The following is a 16,992-nucleotide window of genomic DNA, read 5'->3' as shown; positions in this document are numbered from 1 at the left end:
GGTTCAACCCCCCAGGTTGAGCGTGAGTTTGGTGACGGCGAACGCCTCGGCGTATCGCTCGTGGCATTCGATGCCGCGGATCCGGGCAAGACCGAGGAAGGCTTCGCGGTCGTACCAGGGCCGGTGGCGCTGCGAGGCGTAGTGCTCCTGCAGCAGCCGTACCTTTTCTTCGGCGATCTCCGTCGACAGCGGCTGGTAGGCGGCCATGCGGCCGAGGTCGCCGTCCCATTTGACGATCTCGTAGCCGAGGACCAGGTGGTCGCGGAACGCGGTGGGTATCAGCTGGGCCAGGCCGCGGTGGTCCTGGTGGGCGTCGTCTGTGCGCGGGGCCAGTATCAGATCCGGGTCGGTCTGGGCGCGCAGTTCCTCGACCGCGGCCTTGGCCTCGTCCCAGTGCACGGGCAGCCGGCCGTCCGGCAGCTTGTGCACGGTCAGCCGCAGGTCGGCGCCCGGGCAGAAGGCGGCGAGCGCGGCCTGCTCCTCCTGCTCGCGCTCGCTGCCGCCGCCGGAGAGGACCAGCGCGTCGACGCGCAGGCCCGGCCGCGCGTGGCACAGCGTCAGCAGGGTGCCGCCGGCGCCGATGGCGATGTCGTCGCAGTGCGCGCCCACCGCGACGATCCGCTCCAGGCGCCCGGCCTCGAGGCGGATCACGCGCGCACCCCGGCGTTGTCGTGTTCCCACACGGCCCACGGACGGTCGCCGCGGGCGTAGGCCTCGTCGAGCGCGGCCCGCTCCTTGACGGTGTCGGTGGGCTTCCAGAAGCCGCGGTGCTGGTGGGCCACCAGACGGCCCCGCTTGGCCAGTTGGGCGCAGCCGTCGGCGACCAGGTCGCCGTTCTCCGGGATGTGGTCGAAGACCTCCTGGCGGAGCACGAAGTAGCCGCCGTTCTCCCACAGCGGCATGTCGCTGACCGCGGTGATGCCGCCCACCAGGCCGTCCTCGCCCAGGTCCACGCAGTGGAAGGAGGACTGGGGCGGTACCACCATCATCGACGCGCCGGCGTCACGCCGTGCGAAGTTGTCGATCATGTCCGGCAGCGGGGCGTCGGTGAGGACGTCGGCGTAGTTGGCGAGGAACATCTCGTCGCCGTCCAGGTGGTGGCGCACCCGGCGCAGCCGCTCCCCGATGGGCGACTCGATGCCGGTCTGCGCGAACGTGATGGTCCAGTCCGCTATGTCGGTGGACAGCAGCTCGGTCTGGCCCTTGCGCAGCACGAAGTCGTTGGACGTCGTCTCCTCGTAGTTGAGGAAGAAGTCCTTGATGTGGTGGGCGCCGTAGCCGAGGCACAGGATGAACTCCTTGTGCCCGTAGTGCGCGTAGTAGCGCATGACGTGCCAGATCAGCGGCCTGGGGCCGACCATCGCCATCGGCTTGGGCACGTCGTCGGAGGTTCCGTTGCGCATCCGCATCCCGTAACCGCCGCAGAACAGGACGACCTTCATGCTGTGACCTCTTCCGACGCGGCCTCGACGATGCTCAGTTCCGGGATGGGGAAGACCAGCCGGCCGCCCCACTCGTGCACATAGGACAGCTGCTCGACCAGCTCGGCCCGCAGGTTCCACGGGAGGACGAGGACGTAGTCCGGTTTGTCGACGGCGATCTGCTCGGGCGCGAGGATCGGGATGCGGGTGCCCGGGGTGAACCGGCCGTGCTTGTACGGGTTGCGGTCGACCGTGTACGCGAGCAGGTCGGGCCGGATGCCGCAGTGGTTGAGCAGGGTGTTGCCCTTGCCGGGGGCGCCGTAGCCGACGACGGTCTCGCCGCGCTCGGCCGCCTCGATGAGGAACTTCAGCAGGTCCCGGCGCACCTTGGCGACCCGGGCCGAGAACTCGGTGTACCCGGACAGCTCCTGCAGCCCGGCTGCCTTCTCCCGGGCCAGTACGTCGGTCACCCGCTGGGTCGGCTCGCCCGCGACCTCGGCGGGACGGGCCCACAGCCGGATGGAGCCGCCGTGCGTGGGCAGCAGCTCGACGTCCACGAGCGCGAGTCCGCCGCTGGCCAGGGCCTGGATCGCGGAGGCGACCGTGTAGTACTGGAAGTGCTCGTGGTAGATCGTGTCGTACTGGTTCTCCTCGATCAGGGTCAGCAGGTGCTGCACCTCGATGGAGACCCAGCCGTCGTCGGCGACCAGGGCGCGCAGGCCCTGGGTGAAGCCGACCACGTCGGGGATGTGGGCGTACACGTTGTTGGCCACGACCAGGTTCGCCGGGCCGTGCTCCTCGCGGACGGCCGCGCCGGTCTCCGGGCTCAGGAACTCCGTGAGCGTGGGCACGCCCTTGTCCCGTGCCGCCGCGCCGACGTTCACCGACGGTTCGATGCCCAGGCAGCGGATGCCGCGGTCCACCACGTGCTTCAGCAGGTACCCGTCGTTGCTGGCGACCTCGACCACGAAGGCGTCACTTCCGAGACCCACGCGCTCCGCGGCGTCGGCGACGAACGTACGGGCGTGCTCCACCCAGGACGTCGAGTACGAGGAGAAGTACGCGTACTCCTTGAAGGTCTCCTCCGGCGTGATCAGCGGCGGGATCTGCGCCAGCCAGCAGTCGGTGCAGACCCGCAGGTGCAGCGGGTACGCCGGTTCCGGCTGGTCGAGTTGGTCCGCGGCGAGAAAGCTCTCGCAAGGTGGCGTCGCCCCGAGGTCGACGACGCTCGCCGTCGCCTCCGAGCCGCACAGTCGGCATCGTGTCATCTGCTGTTCCCATCCCCCCTGCTCGCGCGGGTGTCCCCGCCGCGAGTCTGTGCTGACCGCCCCGCGATCGCGGTGCGGTACTCATCAACCAGACGGTCGAGACCGACCGCCGGGCTGAAACCCTGTTCGTAACGGAGCCGGGCCGCCCGGCCCATCTCCCGGTTCTGGTCCGGCTCGGCCGCGATCCGGCGGATGCAGGACGCGAGCGAGGCGGACTCCCCCGGCTGGTGCAGCAGCCCGGTCAGCCCGTCCTCGACGAGTTCGACGAAGGCGCCGTGCCCGGCCGCGACGACCGGGACCCCCGCCGCCATCGCCTCCACGACCACCAGGCCGAACGCCTCCAGCCAGGTCGAGGGAGCCACCACGGCGACGGATCGCGCGATCGCCTTCTGGCACTCCGCCGTGTCGTACAGGCCGACGTAGCGCACGTCGTCCCGGCCCGCCGCCCAAGCGGTCACCTCCGCCTCCAGCGGCCCGGTGCCCGCGATCACCAGCGGCACGCCCACCCCGCCGCTCGCTGCCAGGTCGTCCCACGCGGCCATGAGCAGCCGTACGCCCTTGGCCTCCGCGAGCCGGCCGAGGTAGAGCAGATGCTCGCCCTCGCCCTCCCGGGTGGCGCCCGGGTCGGGTACGAAGTTGTGCTTCACCGCCAGCCGTTCCGCCGGCATGCCGGCCCGCACCAGGGTGTCGCGCTGCGCCGCGGAGATGCAGAGGAACCGCTCCACGCCGGACCACCAGCGCCGCCGGTTGGCCGACAGGCTGATCGCGAGCGGCACGGTGGCGAGGCGGGAATTCCGGTAGCAGCCGTGCCGGACGGCGGGCAGCGGCAGCGCCGATCCGACGCACTCGGTGCACGGCCGGCCGTCCCGCTGCAGGGTGCCGGGCGGGCAGACCTGGGTGTAGTTGTGCAGCGTGGCCACGGCGGGCACCCCGGCGTCGGCGCAGGCGGCGAGGACCGCGGGCGACAGAAGCGGGAAGACGTTGTGGACGTGCACCACGTCCGGCCGCTCGCTGCGCAGCTTGGCCGCCAGCTCCGTGCGCACGGCCGGGTTCCACGGCACCCGCAGGGGCACCGCGACCTTGCCGAGGAGGGACATGGCGCCGATGTCGTCGCTGCGCCGCTCGAACAGCTCGACCCGGTGGCCGGCCGCGCGCAGCAGCTCCACCTCCTGGTCGACGACCTTGTTCTCGCCGCTCGGCTGCGCCGAGGCGTAGCGGTTGTGCACCACGAGGATGTGCATGCTCAGGTCGCCTCCGATCGGCGGGCCCAGCGCGGGACGCGCTGTCGCGGGAGTTCCGGCGTGGAAAGCCGGGGCACTTCGGGCGTCGCGAGGACGACGGCCTCGGCGGGTGCCGCCAGCAATGAGGCGGCCAGGGCCAGATGCAGCAGATACGGCGAGGCGTCGCCGAGACCGGCCTCGGTGTACGAGGCCATCGCGCAGTAGCTGATCAGGAAGATCGCGCAGGCCCGCTGCAGCGACGGCGGCCGCAGCAGCGCGACAGCGCCCAGCACGACGATGATCACCGCGACGAGGGCCACGCCGATCAGGCCCTGCTCGTTGTAGACGGCCAGCCAGCTGTTGTCGATCGGCAGCCCGCCGAAGGACTTGTCGCCCAGGCCCACGCCGAACAGCTGCTCCGAGGTCGAGCGGGGCGCGGCCAGCAGGGCGTCCCAGACCTTGGCCCGGCCGGTGAGGCTGGAGAAGTTCTCCTTGCTCTGTCCGCGCAGGAACCACGACTGGAGCATGGAGGCGAACCCCACCGCGGCGACCGTGGCCAGCACCACCGTCCAGCTGAAGAAGCGGCGGGCGGCGGCGCTGGTCAGCAGGAGCGAGCCGATCGCCAGCACCAGCCCGACGATCAGGCCGAGCGTGGCCGTACGGGTATGGGTCAGCGCGAGCAGCACCAGGGACGGCACGATGATGACCACCGCGCTCTTCTTGTCGGTCCGGCGGCCCAGCAGGAGCAGCACGGTGAGCCCGATGATCACCGCGGCGTACTGTCCGATCTGCGGCGGGGTGAGCGGCCACAGCGCGCCGACCAGACGGCCGCCGTAGAGGTCGGGCAGGGCCGCGCCCGGTGAGACGGCGAGGCCCGCGGCCACCGATCCGAGCACCGCGAAGTACATCCGGATGTGGTGCCGGACGAACGTCAGGCCGCCGTTCCACCAGCGGGTGAGCAGCCACAGGGTCCCGATGAAGAGCGTCAGCCGGAAGCAGCGGAACAGCGCGCCGAAACCGGACTCCAGGTGCGCGCTGGAGATCACGCTCGACACCAGCAGCAGGGTGAGCAGGAGCACGTAGGCGCTGGGCCGGATGCGCAGCCGCAGGTTGACCGCGAGCGCCAGGGTGAACGCGGCGACCAGGGCGCCCATCGTGACCATCTGGATGAGGGAACGGGGCAGCGGAACGATGGTCTTCGCCCCGGTGGAGCCCAGTGTGTTGAGGACCAGCAGCCCCCAGACGATCCCGATGATCCTCGGTGTGGCGGCGGGGCGCGGTTCGGCCCCGGACAGCGTGCTCATCTCAACCACCGGCCTGTCCGCTGATCGTGCTGCCGGCGTCCTGCTGGTAGGGCGCGCCCTGCCAGCTCTGGAAGTCGAGGACCTTGCTGGGGTCGTGGACGACGAAGGCCCACGGTCCGACGTAGACGTTGTCGTGCCAGCGGTTGTGCTGCTTGAGGGTGATCGCCTCGGCCACCTTCTCGCCCTTGTAGGGCGACCAGTCCGGATAGGTGCCGTAGTTGGAGAGCACCGCCATGCGGTCGCACTTCGTCGTGCACTTGAGGACGGACTTGTCCAGCACGAAGCGGTTGTTGTGGATGTCGACCCGCTGGGTCTTCCACCGGCAGTCGGCGTAGAGCGGTGCCTTGGTGATCGTCGACCTGGTGCAGCGGCTGGTCTTCTTCACCAGCAGCGTGCAGTCGCCGGAGGAGGTGTTGGCCGGGCTGTTGCAGAACCGGTCGGCGTTCTCCCACAGGGTGATCCCGGACCAGTTGTTCTCCAACAGGTTGTCGTAGATATCGATCTTGTTCGTGCGGGCTTTGACGCGTGGTTCGCCGCCGGACTCGGACAGGTAGATGGTGGCGAACGGGAAGGTGTCGCCGCGGGCGGCTGCCTTGCGGCCCTCGACCCAGTTGTTGCGCCGGATCGTGTTGTTGCGGATGACCGCGTTGTAGCTGGTCTCGTAGATCAGCGCGGCGCCGTCGTTGGCCTCCAGCACGTTGTCCTCGATGCGGAAGTCGTTGTTGTTGGTGTCCGCCCACAACCCGGTTCCGCGGTTGTCGTGCACCCAGTTGCCACGTACGTCGGCGCCGTCGACGGCCCAGAACTTGATGCCGCCGGTGCAGCCGCAGCCCTGTTGCCGCCGCTCCCAGTCACCGGTGTTGTTGCCGACGATCTCGTTGCCCTCGACCACCAGGCCGCTGATACGGCCGCTGCCCTTGTAGGCGTTCATGCCGTACTGGCCGTTGGCGCGCAGGCAGTTGCCGCGGACCTGCTGGCGGGCTCCGGCCATCAGCCCGGCACCCAGGTTGTTCTGGATCGTCGAGTGCTCGATCACCCAGCCGTCGGCCGAGTCGTGGTTGACCACGCCCTCGTTCTGCGGCGGGACGAAACCCTGCACGGTCAGGTAGCCGATGGTGACGCCCTCGGCGGTGCCGGCGAACGCGTACTGGTTGGTCTTCCGGCCGTCGAGCACCGCACCGGGCGCGCCGAGGTAGCGGTCCCCCTTCTTCGGGATGACCTGGGCATAGCGGTCGGGGTCGAGCCGGTGCGTGCCCGGTCGCAGCCAGAACGTGGTGTTCGGCGGGTTGTCCTTGGTCTTCGCCGCCAGGTCACCGACCTTGGCGGGGTCGACCGTCACCGCGCCCGCCGGCGCCTTCGCCGGCCCGGCCTCGGGCTTGGCGCACACCCGGGCCACGGCCGTGGACCGCGCCCCGGACATGGTGGGCGCGGCGGTCGTCGTCTTCGCCTCGGCGGGCTGTGTGCCGTCGCAGCCGGTCAACGCCAGCAGGGCCAGCGTCAGCGGTGCCGCCGCCCACGCCCAGTGCCGCCTCTCGATCACCACGTAGCCCCCCTAGCCGCGGAACCTGAGCACGGTGGTGAAGCCCTCCGTGCCGTCGGTGAAGCCGGTGCCGACCAGGGTGGTGGCGGGTTCCTTGCGCCCGAATCCTGCGGAGTACCAGCCCAGCGGCGGCTCGGTCTCGCCGCGGTGCGCCTGCCAGGACAGCTGCCCGGGCAGGTCGAGCACCGCGGAGCGGTCCTCGCCGTCCCGGGTCCAGGACAGTTCGGCCCGGTTGTCCACCAGCTGCACGGTGATCGCCGGGCCGAGGTGGAAGGCCAGCCGCACGGCCCCGCCCGGGCCGCGCACCTCGTCGATGACCCTCAACGCCCGGCTTTCGGCGGTGAGTTCCACCTGGCGGCGGTGCACCGAGCCCTGGTAGCCGTCGTGCTCCGCGCTCCAGCGGGCCGCCCCCTCGCCGGACGGCTCCGCGACCAGCACACGGGTGTCGGCGTGCCGGGTCCACAGGAACGGGCCGCCGGAGACGGACTGGTCGGCGCCGTCCAGTTCGAGGGTGTTGTGGCCGAGGGTGGAGCGGAAGTACTGCCGCCACTCGGGCTGCCCGTGGTAGCAGTACGTGCCCGGGTCGGCGAGCACGTCGACCCCGTCGTGCCGGACTTCGACGGACAGCGCGTCCGCGTGGGCGTGCGCGGCGATGGACAGGAAGCCGTGCGGGCCGCCGTCGCAGCGGCACCAGATCTCCTCCGGCCCACGCAGGATCGTCATGCCCGCATCGGCGAAGTGACCGGGCCTGCTTGCCGGGCGGGACACGGCCGGTCCGGTTCCGTCCTTCGCGTACGGCCGGATGAGCGCGGCCAGCAGTGGGGTGCGCACATCGGTGCCGGTCACCGTCGGCCACCAGTCGAGCCGGCCGAACACCGCCTCCCCGGTGGACAGCAGCGAGCCCCAGCGGTCGGTGCCCTCGCCGTCCAGGATCAGACCGTGCCCGTCGTCCGCGTCGCCCTGGCGCGGCGGCCGCAGCCGGTTGTCCACGACGGCGGCGAGCGCGTCGGTCATCCGCAGCAGCACCAGGCGGAGGGTCGCGGGGACCGGCACATCGGCCGCGTCCGCCTCGGCCAGCGCGGCCAGGCCGAGCTCCAGCACCAGGCCGTGGTACTCGGAGGCCAGTTCACGGTTGAGGCCGGAGAGGAAGGTGTTGCTGCGCAGATGCCGGTCGAGCGAGCGCAGGGCGTCGGCCCGCCAGCGCTCCGAGGCGGGGAACCAGCCGAACGCGCAGGCCGCGGCGAACTGCCCGGCGGCCTCGGCGATGACGTGGTTGTTCGCCGACGATCCCCGGCTGGGGAAGGCGGCCAGCCAGCGCTGGTGGTGCCAGATCTGGTTCAGCGCCACCGGGTTGTCCTCGAACAGCCCGGCCGCGCCCGGCCACCCTTCCAGCAGCCGGCGCACCCACACCCAGGACAGCAGCCGGATGCCCAGCTCGATGCCGCTGATCCAATGGACCCCGCGCAACGGCGGGTTGCTTTCCCACCACGACCGCAGGTGGGCGGCCACGCGCTCGGCATACCGCTCGTCGCCGGTGATCGCGTAGGCGGCGGCGAGCTGGGTGAGGTGGTGGTGCCGGGACAGCTCCCAGATCTGCTTGATGTCCCCGACCGCGTCCTCGCTGCGGTACGGCACGTCGAAGGCGTAGCCGGACGGGGCCCGGCGCCCGGTCTTGGGGTCGTACCACCAGTCCGGGTCGACGAGGTCGTCGCGGGCCACCCCGAAGTACTCGGCGTGCCCCTCCATCAGCCGGTCCGCCTCGGCCACGAGGCGTTTCGCGGCGTCCGACGGCACCGCGGCGATCGCCTCGGCGGGCAGTACCGCGGTGAACCGGGCGCCGGTCACGCTCGGGCAGCTCGGCGGCGCCGACCGCCAGCGCCGTCTGCGCAGCGTGTCGCCCACCCGGCCCGCGACCTCCTGCGGTCCCATCCGGGACAGCCGTCGCAGGTACCAGCCCGCACTCATCGTCATCGTGCGTTCTCCAACGTCACCGGCGCGCCGCCGGCCAGGCCGGCCTGCACGGCGAGGGTGGCCGCGGTGGTGGCGACCAGCGACTGCAGCGGCACCGGCATCGGGCCGCCGGTCCGCACGGCCTTGATGAACGCGGCCAGTTCGGCGTTCTGGCCCTTGTCGCGGGCCTTGGGCAGCCGTGAACTGACCCACTTCTTGCGGCCGTAGACCGAGGCGCGGACGAAGTCGTCGAGCCGCAGCACCTTGCCGTCGGCGACCAGGTCCAGCGTCTCCTTGGGGAAGCCGGGCGCCCCGGTGGTGACATAGCTGATGGTGGCGGTGGACCCGTCCGGGTAGCGCAGCACGATCTGCAGGTCCTCGTTGCCGGAAGGGGCGACCGCGTAGACGGAGACCGGGTCGGCGTCGAGCAGCCAGCTCGCCGTGTCGATGAAGTGGCCGCCCTCGCCGGCGAAGCGGGAGCCCTCGGTGCCCTGCTGGAGGTACCAGCTGCCGTGCTGCAGCTGACCCGCGTTGACGAGGTAGCGCAGGCTCGCGGGGCCGCTCCGGGTGCCGAACTGCTTCCTGGCCTCCTGCAGCAGGGGCGCGAAGCGGCGGTTGAAGCCGACCTGCAGCCGGTCGTTGCCGGATTCCTCCACCGCTGCGAGCACACCGGCCAGCTCGTCCTCGGTGAGCGCCAGTGGCTTCTCCACGAACACCGTCTTGCCCGCCAGCAGCGCCTTGCGGGTCAGGTCGGCGTGCGAGCTGTGCCGGGTGACCACGAACACCGCATCGATGGACTTGTCGCCCAGCACGGCGTCGAGGTCGGTGGTCGCCTCGGTGAAGCCGAACTTCCGCTGCGCGTTGGCCGCGGAGAGCGCGGTCGTGGTGACGACGGTCGACAACTCGACGCCCTCGCGCTGCGCCAGGTGCGGCAGCAGCATCGACGTCGCGTAGTTGCCGGCGCCGACGAACGCCAGCTTCACCGGTGTCCTGGCGGCGCGGGCCGCACTCGGCTTCACGTTCACGGCGGGGACGGCGACCGCCGGAGCCTTCGCTTCCTCCGCTTCCCCCGCCTGTTCGGGGTAGCGGAACAGCGCGGTGATGGCCTTCAGCTCGCCGTCCTTCAGGCGCTGGTAGGTCTCCACGGCGTCGTCGAAGTCGGCGACGTGGGAGATCAAGGGCTCCACGTCGATCTTGCCGCGGGCGGCGAGGTCGAGGAAGCAGGCCAGGTTGCGGCGCTCGGTCCAGCGGACGTAGCCGATCGGGTAGTCGCGCCCGTCCAGTTCGTACTCCGGGTCGTAGCGCCCGGGGCCGTAGGAGCGGGAGAAGCGGACGTCGAGTTCCTTCTCGTAGTACGCGTTCCACGGCAGGTCGAGGCGGCACTTGCCGATGTCGACGACCCGGCCGCGGTCCCGGGCCAGCTTGGCGGCCAGCTCGACGGGCTGGTTGCTGCCGCCGCCGGCGGCGAGATACACCTGGTCCACGCCGTGACCGTCGGTGAGTTCGGCGACGGCGTTCTCCACGGCGGTGGAGGCGGGGTCGCCGCAGGCCGCGGCGCCCAGGCGCTCGGCGAGCTCGCAGCGCGCCGGGTCGGGGTCGGCGCCGACGACGCGGACGCCGGAGGCAGCCAGGAGCTGCACCACCAGCTGGCCGATCAGGCCGAGGCCGATGACCAGGGCCACTTCGCCGAGCTGCGGCTCGCCCTGGCGGACACCCTGCATGGCGATCGAGCCGACGGTGCCGAACGCCGCGTGCTGCGGCGCGAGGCCGTCCGGCACCGGGACGTACAGGTTCTTCGGCACCCAGTTGAGCTCGGCGTGCAGCGCGTGCTCGTTGCCGGCACAGGCGACGATGTCGCCGACCTTCACGTCGTCGATCCCGGCGCCGACCTGCTCGACGACCCCGCACAGCGAGTAGCCCAGCGGTGTGTAGGAGTCCAGCTTGCCCATCACCTTGCGGTAGGTGGCGGGCACCCCGTTGGTGGCCACGCTCTGCATGACCTTGGCGACCTGGTCCGGGCGGGAGCGGGCCTTGCCCAGCATCGACATACCGGCCTCGGACACCTTCATCATCTCGGTGCCGGTGGAGATCAGCGAGTAGGCGCTGCGGACCAGCACCCCGCCCGGCTTGCACCCCGGTACCGGAACGTCGAGCACCGCGAGCTCGCCGCTCTTGTAGTTCTGTACTACCTGCTTCACTCGAACTCCCCTGATTCCTAAGCCGTTTGCCGAGTGCTCTGGCGGGACCCAGAGGTCGCGTCGCGATACCAGTACTCGAGGGTCAGCACATGCCACAGATGCTTGGAGAAGTCCTGCTGCCCGGCCGCGTCCTCGGCGACCATCCGCTGCAGCGCGTCGCGGCGCAGGATCCCGGAACGGACGAGCTCGCCGTCGTGGACCACCTCGCGCACCAGCGGTGCCAGATCCCGGCTCATCCAGGCCCGCAGCGGGGCGCTGAACAGGCCCTTGGGCCGGTACACGATCTCCCGGGGCAGGATCGAGGTGGCCGCCTCCTTGAGGACCGCCTTGCCCTGCCGTCCGGCGATCTTGCGGTCGCCGGGGATCGCGAACGCCGCCTTGACCACCTCGACGTCCACGTACGGCGTCCGTACCTCGGTCGACGCGGCCATGCTGGAGCGGTCCGTGTAGGTGAGGTTCAGACCCGGCAGGAACATCCGGGCGTCGGTCAGGCACATGCGGTTGACGAAGTCGTCGAGGTCGTTGTCCTGGTAGACGTCCCTGTGTTCGGTCAGTACGTCGTCGACCGTCCCCGCAAGGTCCGGGTCGAGCAGGGCGAGCAGTTCGGCCTGGTCGTACATGGTGTAGCTGCGCCGGAAGGCGGTCTCCTCCGGCAGATCGGCGAAGGACAGGAACCGCTTGGCGAAGCGCACCGACCGGAACCCCCGGCGGGAGGTGGCGACCGGCAGCCGGTCCACGGCCGCGGACACCCCGCGCCGCAGGGGCCGCGGGACGCGCTGGTAGCGCAGCGCGATCAGGTTGGCCAGGTGCTTGCGGTAGCCGGCGAACAGCTCGTCGGCGCCCATCCCGGAGAGCATCACCTTGACACCGGCCTCCCGGGCGGCCGTGCAGATCAGGAACGTGTTGATCGCGGCGGGGTCGCCGATCGGCTCGTCCAGGCTGTACGTCATCTGCGGCAGCAGGTCGAGCACGTTCGGGGCGATCTCGATCTCGTGCAGGTCGACGCCGAACCGCTGCGCCACCTGCCGGGCATAGCGCAGGTCGTCGGGCATCGCCTCGAACTTGGCGTCCTCGGCGCGGAATCCGATCGTGTAGGCGGAGATCCCGGGCTGGTGGCGGGCCGCCAGCGCGGTCAGATAGCTGGAGTCGAGGCCGCCGGAGAGGAAGGTGGCCACGGGCACGTCGGAGAGCAGGTGGCGCCGGGTCGACTCCTCGATGACGGCGGCCAGGTCGATCTGCTCGCCGGCCCGGGCCCGCTCCCGGCCCTCGGCGGCGACCTCCTTCAGGTCCCAGAACCGGCCGCGCTCCACCCGGCCGTCGGGCCGGCACCGCAGCCAGCTGCCCGGCGGCAGCTTCTCCGCCTCGCGGAACGCGCACCGCGAGTCCGGCACCCAGTAATAGAGGAGGGAGGCCACCAGCGCCGTGTGGTCCACCTCCAGCTTGCCGCCGGTGGCGGCGGCGAGCGCCTTCAGCTCGGAGGCGAACACCAGGCCGTCGCCGCGCCGGAGCAGGAACAGCGGCTTGATGCCCAACTGGTCGCGGACCAGGACCAGTTCACCGGTGCGTTCGTCGAAGATCCCGAACGCGAACATGCCGCGCAGCCGGGGCAGACAGTCCGTGCCCCAGCGCCGCCAGGCCTCGAGGAGGACCTCGGTGTCGGAGGTGCCGCGGAAGCGCACCCCGGCGGCCTCCAGTTCGGCGCGCAGCTCGGGCGCGTTGTACAGCTCGCCGTTGTACGTCAGGGCGAGGCCGTCCGAGACCATCGGCTGGGCGCCGGTCTCGGTCAGGTCGATGATGGAAAGGCGGCGGTGCCCGAGGTGCACCTCGCCGTCACCGACGGGGTGGCCGTAGCGGCCCGCCCCGTCCGGGCCGCGGTGGGCGAGGGTCTCGGTGAGCCGGTCGGTCACGACCTTTCCGTCCGGCCAGCGGTAGGTGCCTGCGATGCCACACATGTGCTACCGCCCGTCCTGGTCGTTGCCGGGGACGTGTGCGGCCCAGATCGGCTGCCGCTCCGTCCGCGACTGGTTGGTGCCGTTCTGCCGGGCGGGCCGCTCGGCTCGTCCGCGCAGCGCGGTGTGCAGCCCGTCCCACAGGGTGCCGTCGGTGCGGTCGCGCGGATCGGGGTCGATCAGTACCACACCGATCACCGGGATGCGCTGGTCCGCGAGTTGCCGGGCCACGGTGTGCAGCCAGGCGGCGCTGCCGTGTCCGGCCCGTACGACGAGCACGGTCTGGGTGCCCAGGTGGCGCAGGTCGGTCCATGCCGTGCCGGGCGCGACCGAGCCGACGCCGATGCGGCGCTCCGACGGCGACAGGGTCGCGGCACGCTCGCCGCTGACCACGGGCGGATCTCCCGGCTTGGTGCGGCCTTGGAGACGGCCGCCGGGCAGATCGTCGACGACGGTCACCGGGCCGTGTGCCGCCAGGGCCCTGGCGAGGTCCAGGGCGATCACGCTCGCGCTGCGCGCGCAGCCCAGTTCCAGCAGGGACACCGGTTCCGTGGAGTCGCCCGTGGTGCGGGCCAGGGTCGCGGTGAGCCGTTCGCGGGTCACCCGGGTGCGTCGGCGCCGCCACGGCTTGCCCGAGCGGCGAGGCAGCTCCGCGATGACCGAGGCGCCCAGGTTCGCGGCGATGTCCCGGCGCAGCACGGGGCGGTCCGCCACCACCGTGCCGACCGCGGCGATGGCAAGCCCGAGGACGAGCCCGAGGATTCCCCCGACGGCGGCGTCGGTGACCAGGGCCTTGGGCAGGGAGTGGGGCACCGCGCGCGGTGCGTCCACGATCTGCGTGCCGGCGATGACCTGCGGCGTGCCGGTGCGGGCGTCCGCGGCGCGCTGGTCGAAGTCGGAGATGCGCGAGTTGAGTTCGGCCCGGCGGGCGAAGAGCGTCTCGATGCCCGCCGACGCCTTCGGGTCGGTGTCCGGGGACCGGTTTCCTATCTGCTTGTTGACCTGGGCGAGCTCGACCCGCATGCGGTCACGCTGGTCGAGCAGGGCCTTGGCCTCGGCCTGCGCGGTGTCCTTCATCCGCCGTACATGGTCCGCGATGAACGAGTCGGCCAGTGCCTTGGCCCGGGCCACCGCTTGCGCTTCGCTGTCGCCGGTCACGGTGATCTGCAGCAGGTTGTTGGTCAGACCGGCACCCTGGTAGTCCTTCATGAAGTCCTCGGGCTTCACCGGGGACTTCAGGGACTGCAGGGCCTTGTCGGCGATCCGGGTGGTCTGCAGCAGCTGGACGTCGGTGCGGATCAGCGTTCCGGTGTCGTTCGGCTGGTCCTCCGCGTGCGCGACCAGGACCTTGGTCACCGCGGTCGGCGGCGGCGGCAGCAGGACCGCCACCGCGGCGCCGGCCAGCAGGCCGAGCAGCGCCATGGCCGTCCACAGGCGGCGGCGCCTGCGCACCGACACGACCAGCCCCTGCAGGTCGATGAGCGGAGTGGCAGCCGACGACTCCGAAGTCGTGCTTGTCGTCACGCCGAACCTCCCGTTGCGTGGCCGCGCACCGCGAGCGCCAGCGTGGCGTCGTCCGGGAGCGGGCCGGCCGACCTTGTGGGGCGGGCCTGGACCAGGTCGGCGACGACGATGCCGACGACTTCGTGCCTGCCGTCCGCGCATGCCTCCGCGATGCCGACGAGCTCCTCCGCGGTCCAGCTGTCGGCGCTGAGGACCACCACGGCGCCGGACTCGTTCTCGCGGTCCGGGACCACCGGGCGGTCCACGGAAACCTCCACCATCCGCAGCATCGGGCCGCTCCTGGCCTCGGCGACCAGCTGTCCCGCGGCCCGGCGGGCGATGTCGTCGCCCGCCGGTACGACGACCAACAGCCGCTGGGCGGAGGGCAGTCGCTCCTTCAGCCGGGCACACACCCGCCGGTAGCGCAGCCGTCGGCCGGCCTCGTCGCCGGACTTCTGCAGGGCCGGTACGTTCCAGGGCGTGTCAAGGCCGAGAAGTCGGCGCATCCGGGCTCGGAAGCCCCCGCCTTCCGTTCGGTGCGCGCGCCGTTCACCGGCCACGTCGACCGTGCCCAGCAGCGTCGAACCCAGCGCCGCGGCGATCTCCGGTTCGGTGCGCAGCCGACGGTTCATACGGGCGGCCACGAGATGGCCGATGACCGCGACCAGGAAGAACAGCAGCGCTCCGCCGACGATGAGCTGGATCCTCGTCGGGGCGGCCTCGCCGGTCGGCGGGGCGGCGGGCCCCATGACGACCATGCCTGCCTTGTTGGTCGCCGGGTTGGCCTCGTCCACCTTCTTCATGGCCCCCTCCAGCGAGGTGCGCAGGTTCTCGAGCTCGGTGCGGGCCTGCACGCTCTCCACGGTCTGTCCGGGGTTTGCCGCCTTGGCCAGGTCGCTGATGCGGCGGCTGGTCTCCTCGACCTGCTTGCGCAACGTGTCGTTCGCCGTGGTGGTTGCGGAGTCCGTGCCGCTGCCGGCGATCTGCGCGGTGTACTGCACGAACTGCTGGGCCACCTGGTCGGCGAGCTGCTGCGCGCGCTTGGGGGTGTCGGCCGTACCCGCGATCGTGATGATGTTCCCGTCCGCGGCCTTGGCACTGACCTGCTTGCGCAGATCGGCGGTGCTCACACCGGACCAGCGCAGCCCGTCGGCCGCGCGGTCGACGACCGCCGAACTGGTCGCGAGGTCCACCTGGGTGAGCAGCTCGCGCTCCTCCCACAGTCCCGGCAGCAGTACCGGTGCCGACGCCGTGTAGCGCGGTGGGAACACCACGACCGAGGCGCCGAAGCCGACCAGCGCGCCCACGACGGCGAGGACGGCGAGCAACCGCCAGCGCCGACGGAATATCCGCCCGATGGTGGCCAGGCGTATCGTGTCCTCGCTCAACTGCGCTGCCTCTTCCCTGTCCGGACCGGCTCGACCGCCGATGCCGGGGTGTGGTCACGGCAGGCGGCCGCATAGGCGGCGAGCAGCGACGCTTGTGAGTTCTCCCAGGAGAGCGGTCCGCTGATCCGCTCCTGGCCGATCTTGCCCATCCGGGTCCGCTTGTCCGGATCGTCCATCAACTCGGCGACGAGTTCGGCGAACCGGGCCTCGTCGTTGGCGGGCGCGTAGACGGCGGCGTCGCCGGCGGAGACGCGCGCCTCCTTCAGCTCGAAGGAGACGATGGGCCGGCCCATCGCCATGTACTCGAGGACCTTGTTCATGGTCGACACGTCGTTCAGCGGATTGCGCGGGTCGGGAGACAGGCACACGTCCGCGGTGGACAGGTAGCGCACCAGGTCCGCGTCCGGAATGCGCCCGGTGAACTGCACCTGCTCGCTGAGACCCAGCTTCCTGGACAGCTCGACCATGGCGTCGAAGGCGTCGCCGGAGCCGACGAACACCGCATGCCAGTCGGTACGCCCGAGCTCGTCGCGCAGCTTCGCCAGGGCCCGCAGCGCGTAGTCGACGCCGTCCTGAGGGCCCATGACGCCGAGGTAGCACAGCAGATGAGGCTTGCCCCGCTTCAACTCCGGCTCGGGCGGCACCGGTTGGAACCGCTCGATCTGGGGTGCGCTGCGCACCACGAACACGTCCTCCGGGCGCTTGCCACCACGGCGCGTCGCGACCTCGCGGTAGCTCTCATTCGTGGCGAGGACGATGTCCGCGGCCCGGTAGGTCCGCCGCTCCAGCGCGCACACGCCGCGGTAGAGCAGGTCCTTGCCGCGGTCGAACCGGGACAGATACAGCTCGGGCACCAGGTCGTGCTGGTCGAAGACGAACCGCGCGCCGCGCCGCTTGAGCCACAGGGCCGGCAGGAACAGCAGGTCGGGCGGGTTGCAGGCGTGCACCACGTCGACCGGGCCGACCTTGCGGGCCAGCCGGGCCGTGTGCCACAGCGCCGAACCGTACTCCTTGAGATAACCGGCAGGCCCTCCGGTGGCCGCGCGCAGCGGGTAGCGGTGGATCCGCACCCCGTCGATCACGGCCTCCGGCTCCGTGTCGCGCTTGGTGCCCTGCGGACAGATGACGTCCACCGTCCAGCCCGCGTCGCGCAGCGTGGTGCACTCCTGCCAGACCCGCCGGTCGAAGGGCACCGACAGGTTCTCCACCAGGATCAGGGCGCGTCGCCCCGACCCCTCACCGCTCATTGCA

General features: G+C 71.3%; 12 protein-coding genes. All 12 read right to left on the bottom strand.

The genetic code is table 11. From position 1 onward, the window contains the following. Positions 1–3 precede the first annotated feature (3 nt). The 12 genes from ACIBW9_RS10515 to ACIBW9_RS10460 are packed head-to-tail and all read right to left on the bottom strand — an operon-like array spanning position 4 to position 16,988. Positions 4–651, bottom strand: coding sequence for a PIG-L deacetylase family protein (locus tag ACIBW9_RS10515; RefSeq protein ID WP_398953306.1), 648 nt, complete (start codon positions 649–651; stop codon positions 4–6). Continuing rightward, complete coding sequence (locus ACIBW9_RS10510; protein ID WP_389073667.1) at positions 648–1,442, bottom strand: glucose-1-phosphate cytidylyltransferase; 795 nt, start codon at positions 1,440–1,442, stop codon at positions 648–650. The genes ACIBW9_RS10515 and ACIBW9_RS10510 overlap by 4 nt, the downstream gene beginning before the upstream one ends. Beyond that, positions 1,439–2,689, bottom strand: a complete 1,251-nt coding sequence (locus ACIBW9_RS10505) for a methyltransferase domain-containing protein (protein WP_398953303.1) — start codon at positions 2,687–2,689, stop codon at positions 1,439–1,441. Before ACIBW9_RS10505 ends, ACIBW9_RS10510 begins: the two co-directional genes overlap by 4 nt. Continuing rightward, the gene (locus ACIBW9_RS10500) at positions 2,686–3,930 is read right to left on the bottom strand and encodes a glycosyltransferase (protein ID WP_398953301.1); all 1,245 of its coding nucleotides are present in this window, start codon (positions 3,928–3,930) and stop codon (positions 2,686–2,688) included. The genes ACIBW9_RS10505 and ACIBW9_RS10500 overlap by 4 nt, the downstream gene beginning before the upstream one ends. A gap of 2 nt (positions 3,931–3,932) precedes the next feature. Then, a complete protein-coding gene (locus ACIBW9_RS10495) occupies positions 3,933–5,213 on the bottom strand; it encodes an O-antigen ligase domain-containing protein (RefSeq protein WP_398953300.1) in 1,281 nt (426 codons plus the stop codon). A 1-nt stretch (position 5,214) separates the two neighbouring features. Further along, complete coding sequence (locus ACIBW9_RS10490) at positions 5,215–6,756, bottom strand: right-handed parallel beta-helix repeat-containing protein (RefSeq protein ID WP_398953298.1); 1,542 nt, start codon at positions 6,754–6,756, stop codon at positions 5,215–5,217. Between the two features lie 9 nt (positions 6,757–6,765). After that, on the bottom strand, positions 6,766–8,724 hold the full coding sequence (locus ACIBW9_RS10485) for an alginate lyase family protein (protein WP_398953296.1): 1,959 nt from the start codon (positions 8,722–8,724) through the stop codon (positions 6,766–6,768). After that, positions 8,721–10,901, bottom strand: coding sequence for a bi-domain-containing oxidoreductase (locus ACIBW9_RS10480; protein ID WP_398953294.1), 2,181 nt, complete (start codon positions 10,899–10,901; stop codon positions 8,721–8,723). The genes ACIBW9_RS10485 and ACIBW9_RS10480 overlap by 4 nt, the downstream gene beginning before the upstream one ends. 17 nt (positions 10,902–10,918) lie before the next feature. Then, a complete protein-coding gene (asnB, locus tag ACIBW9_RS10475; RefSeq protein ID WP_398953292.1) occupies positions 10,919–12,853 on the bottom strand; it encodes an asparagine synthase (glutamine-hydrolyzing) in 1,935 nt (644 codons plus the stop codon). Positions 12,854–12,856: 3 nt separating this feature from the next. After that, positions 12,857–14,374: a Wzz/FepE/Etk N-terminal domain-containing protein gene (locus ACIBW9_RS10470; protein WP_398953290.1), complete on the bottom strand. Its 1,518-nt coding sequence runs from the start codon at positions 14,372–14,374 to the stop codon at positions 12,857–12,859. Next, positions 14,371–15,741: a polysaccharide biosynthesis protein gene (locus tag ACIBW9_RS10465; RefSeq protein ID WP_398953288.1), complete on the bottom strand. Its 1,371-nt coding sequence runs from the start codon at positions 15,739–15,741 to the stop codon at positions 14,371–14,373. Before ACIBW9_RS10465 ends, ACIBW9_RS10470 begins: the two co-directional genes overlap by 4 nt. After that, complete coding sequence (locus ACIBW9_RS10460; protein ID WP_398953286.1) at positions 15,738–16,988, bottom strand: glycosyltransferase family 4 protein; 1,251 nt, start codon at positions 16,986–16,988, stop codon at positions 15,738–15,740. Before ACIBW9_RS10460 ends, ACIBW9_RS10465 begins: the two co-directional genes overlap by 4 nt. Positions 16,989–16,992: the final 4 nt, after the last annotated feature.

This window comes from Streptomyces sp. NPDC049541 (assembly GCF_044465725.1).
Classification (GTDB): domain Bacteria; phylum Actinomycetota; class Actinomycetes; order Streptomycetales; family Streptomycetaceae; genus Streptomyces.
The sequence above is the reverse complement of the archived record's forward strand: the minus strand, read 5'-3'. Positions and strand labels throughout refer to the sequence as shown.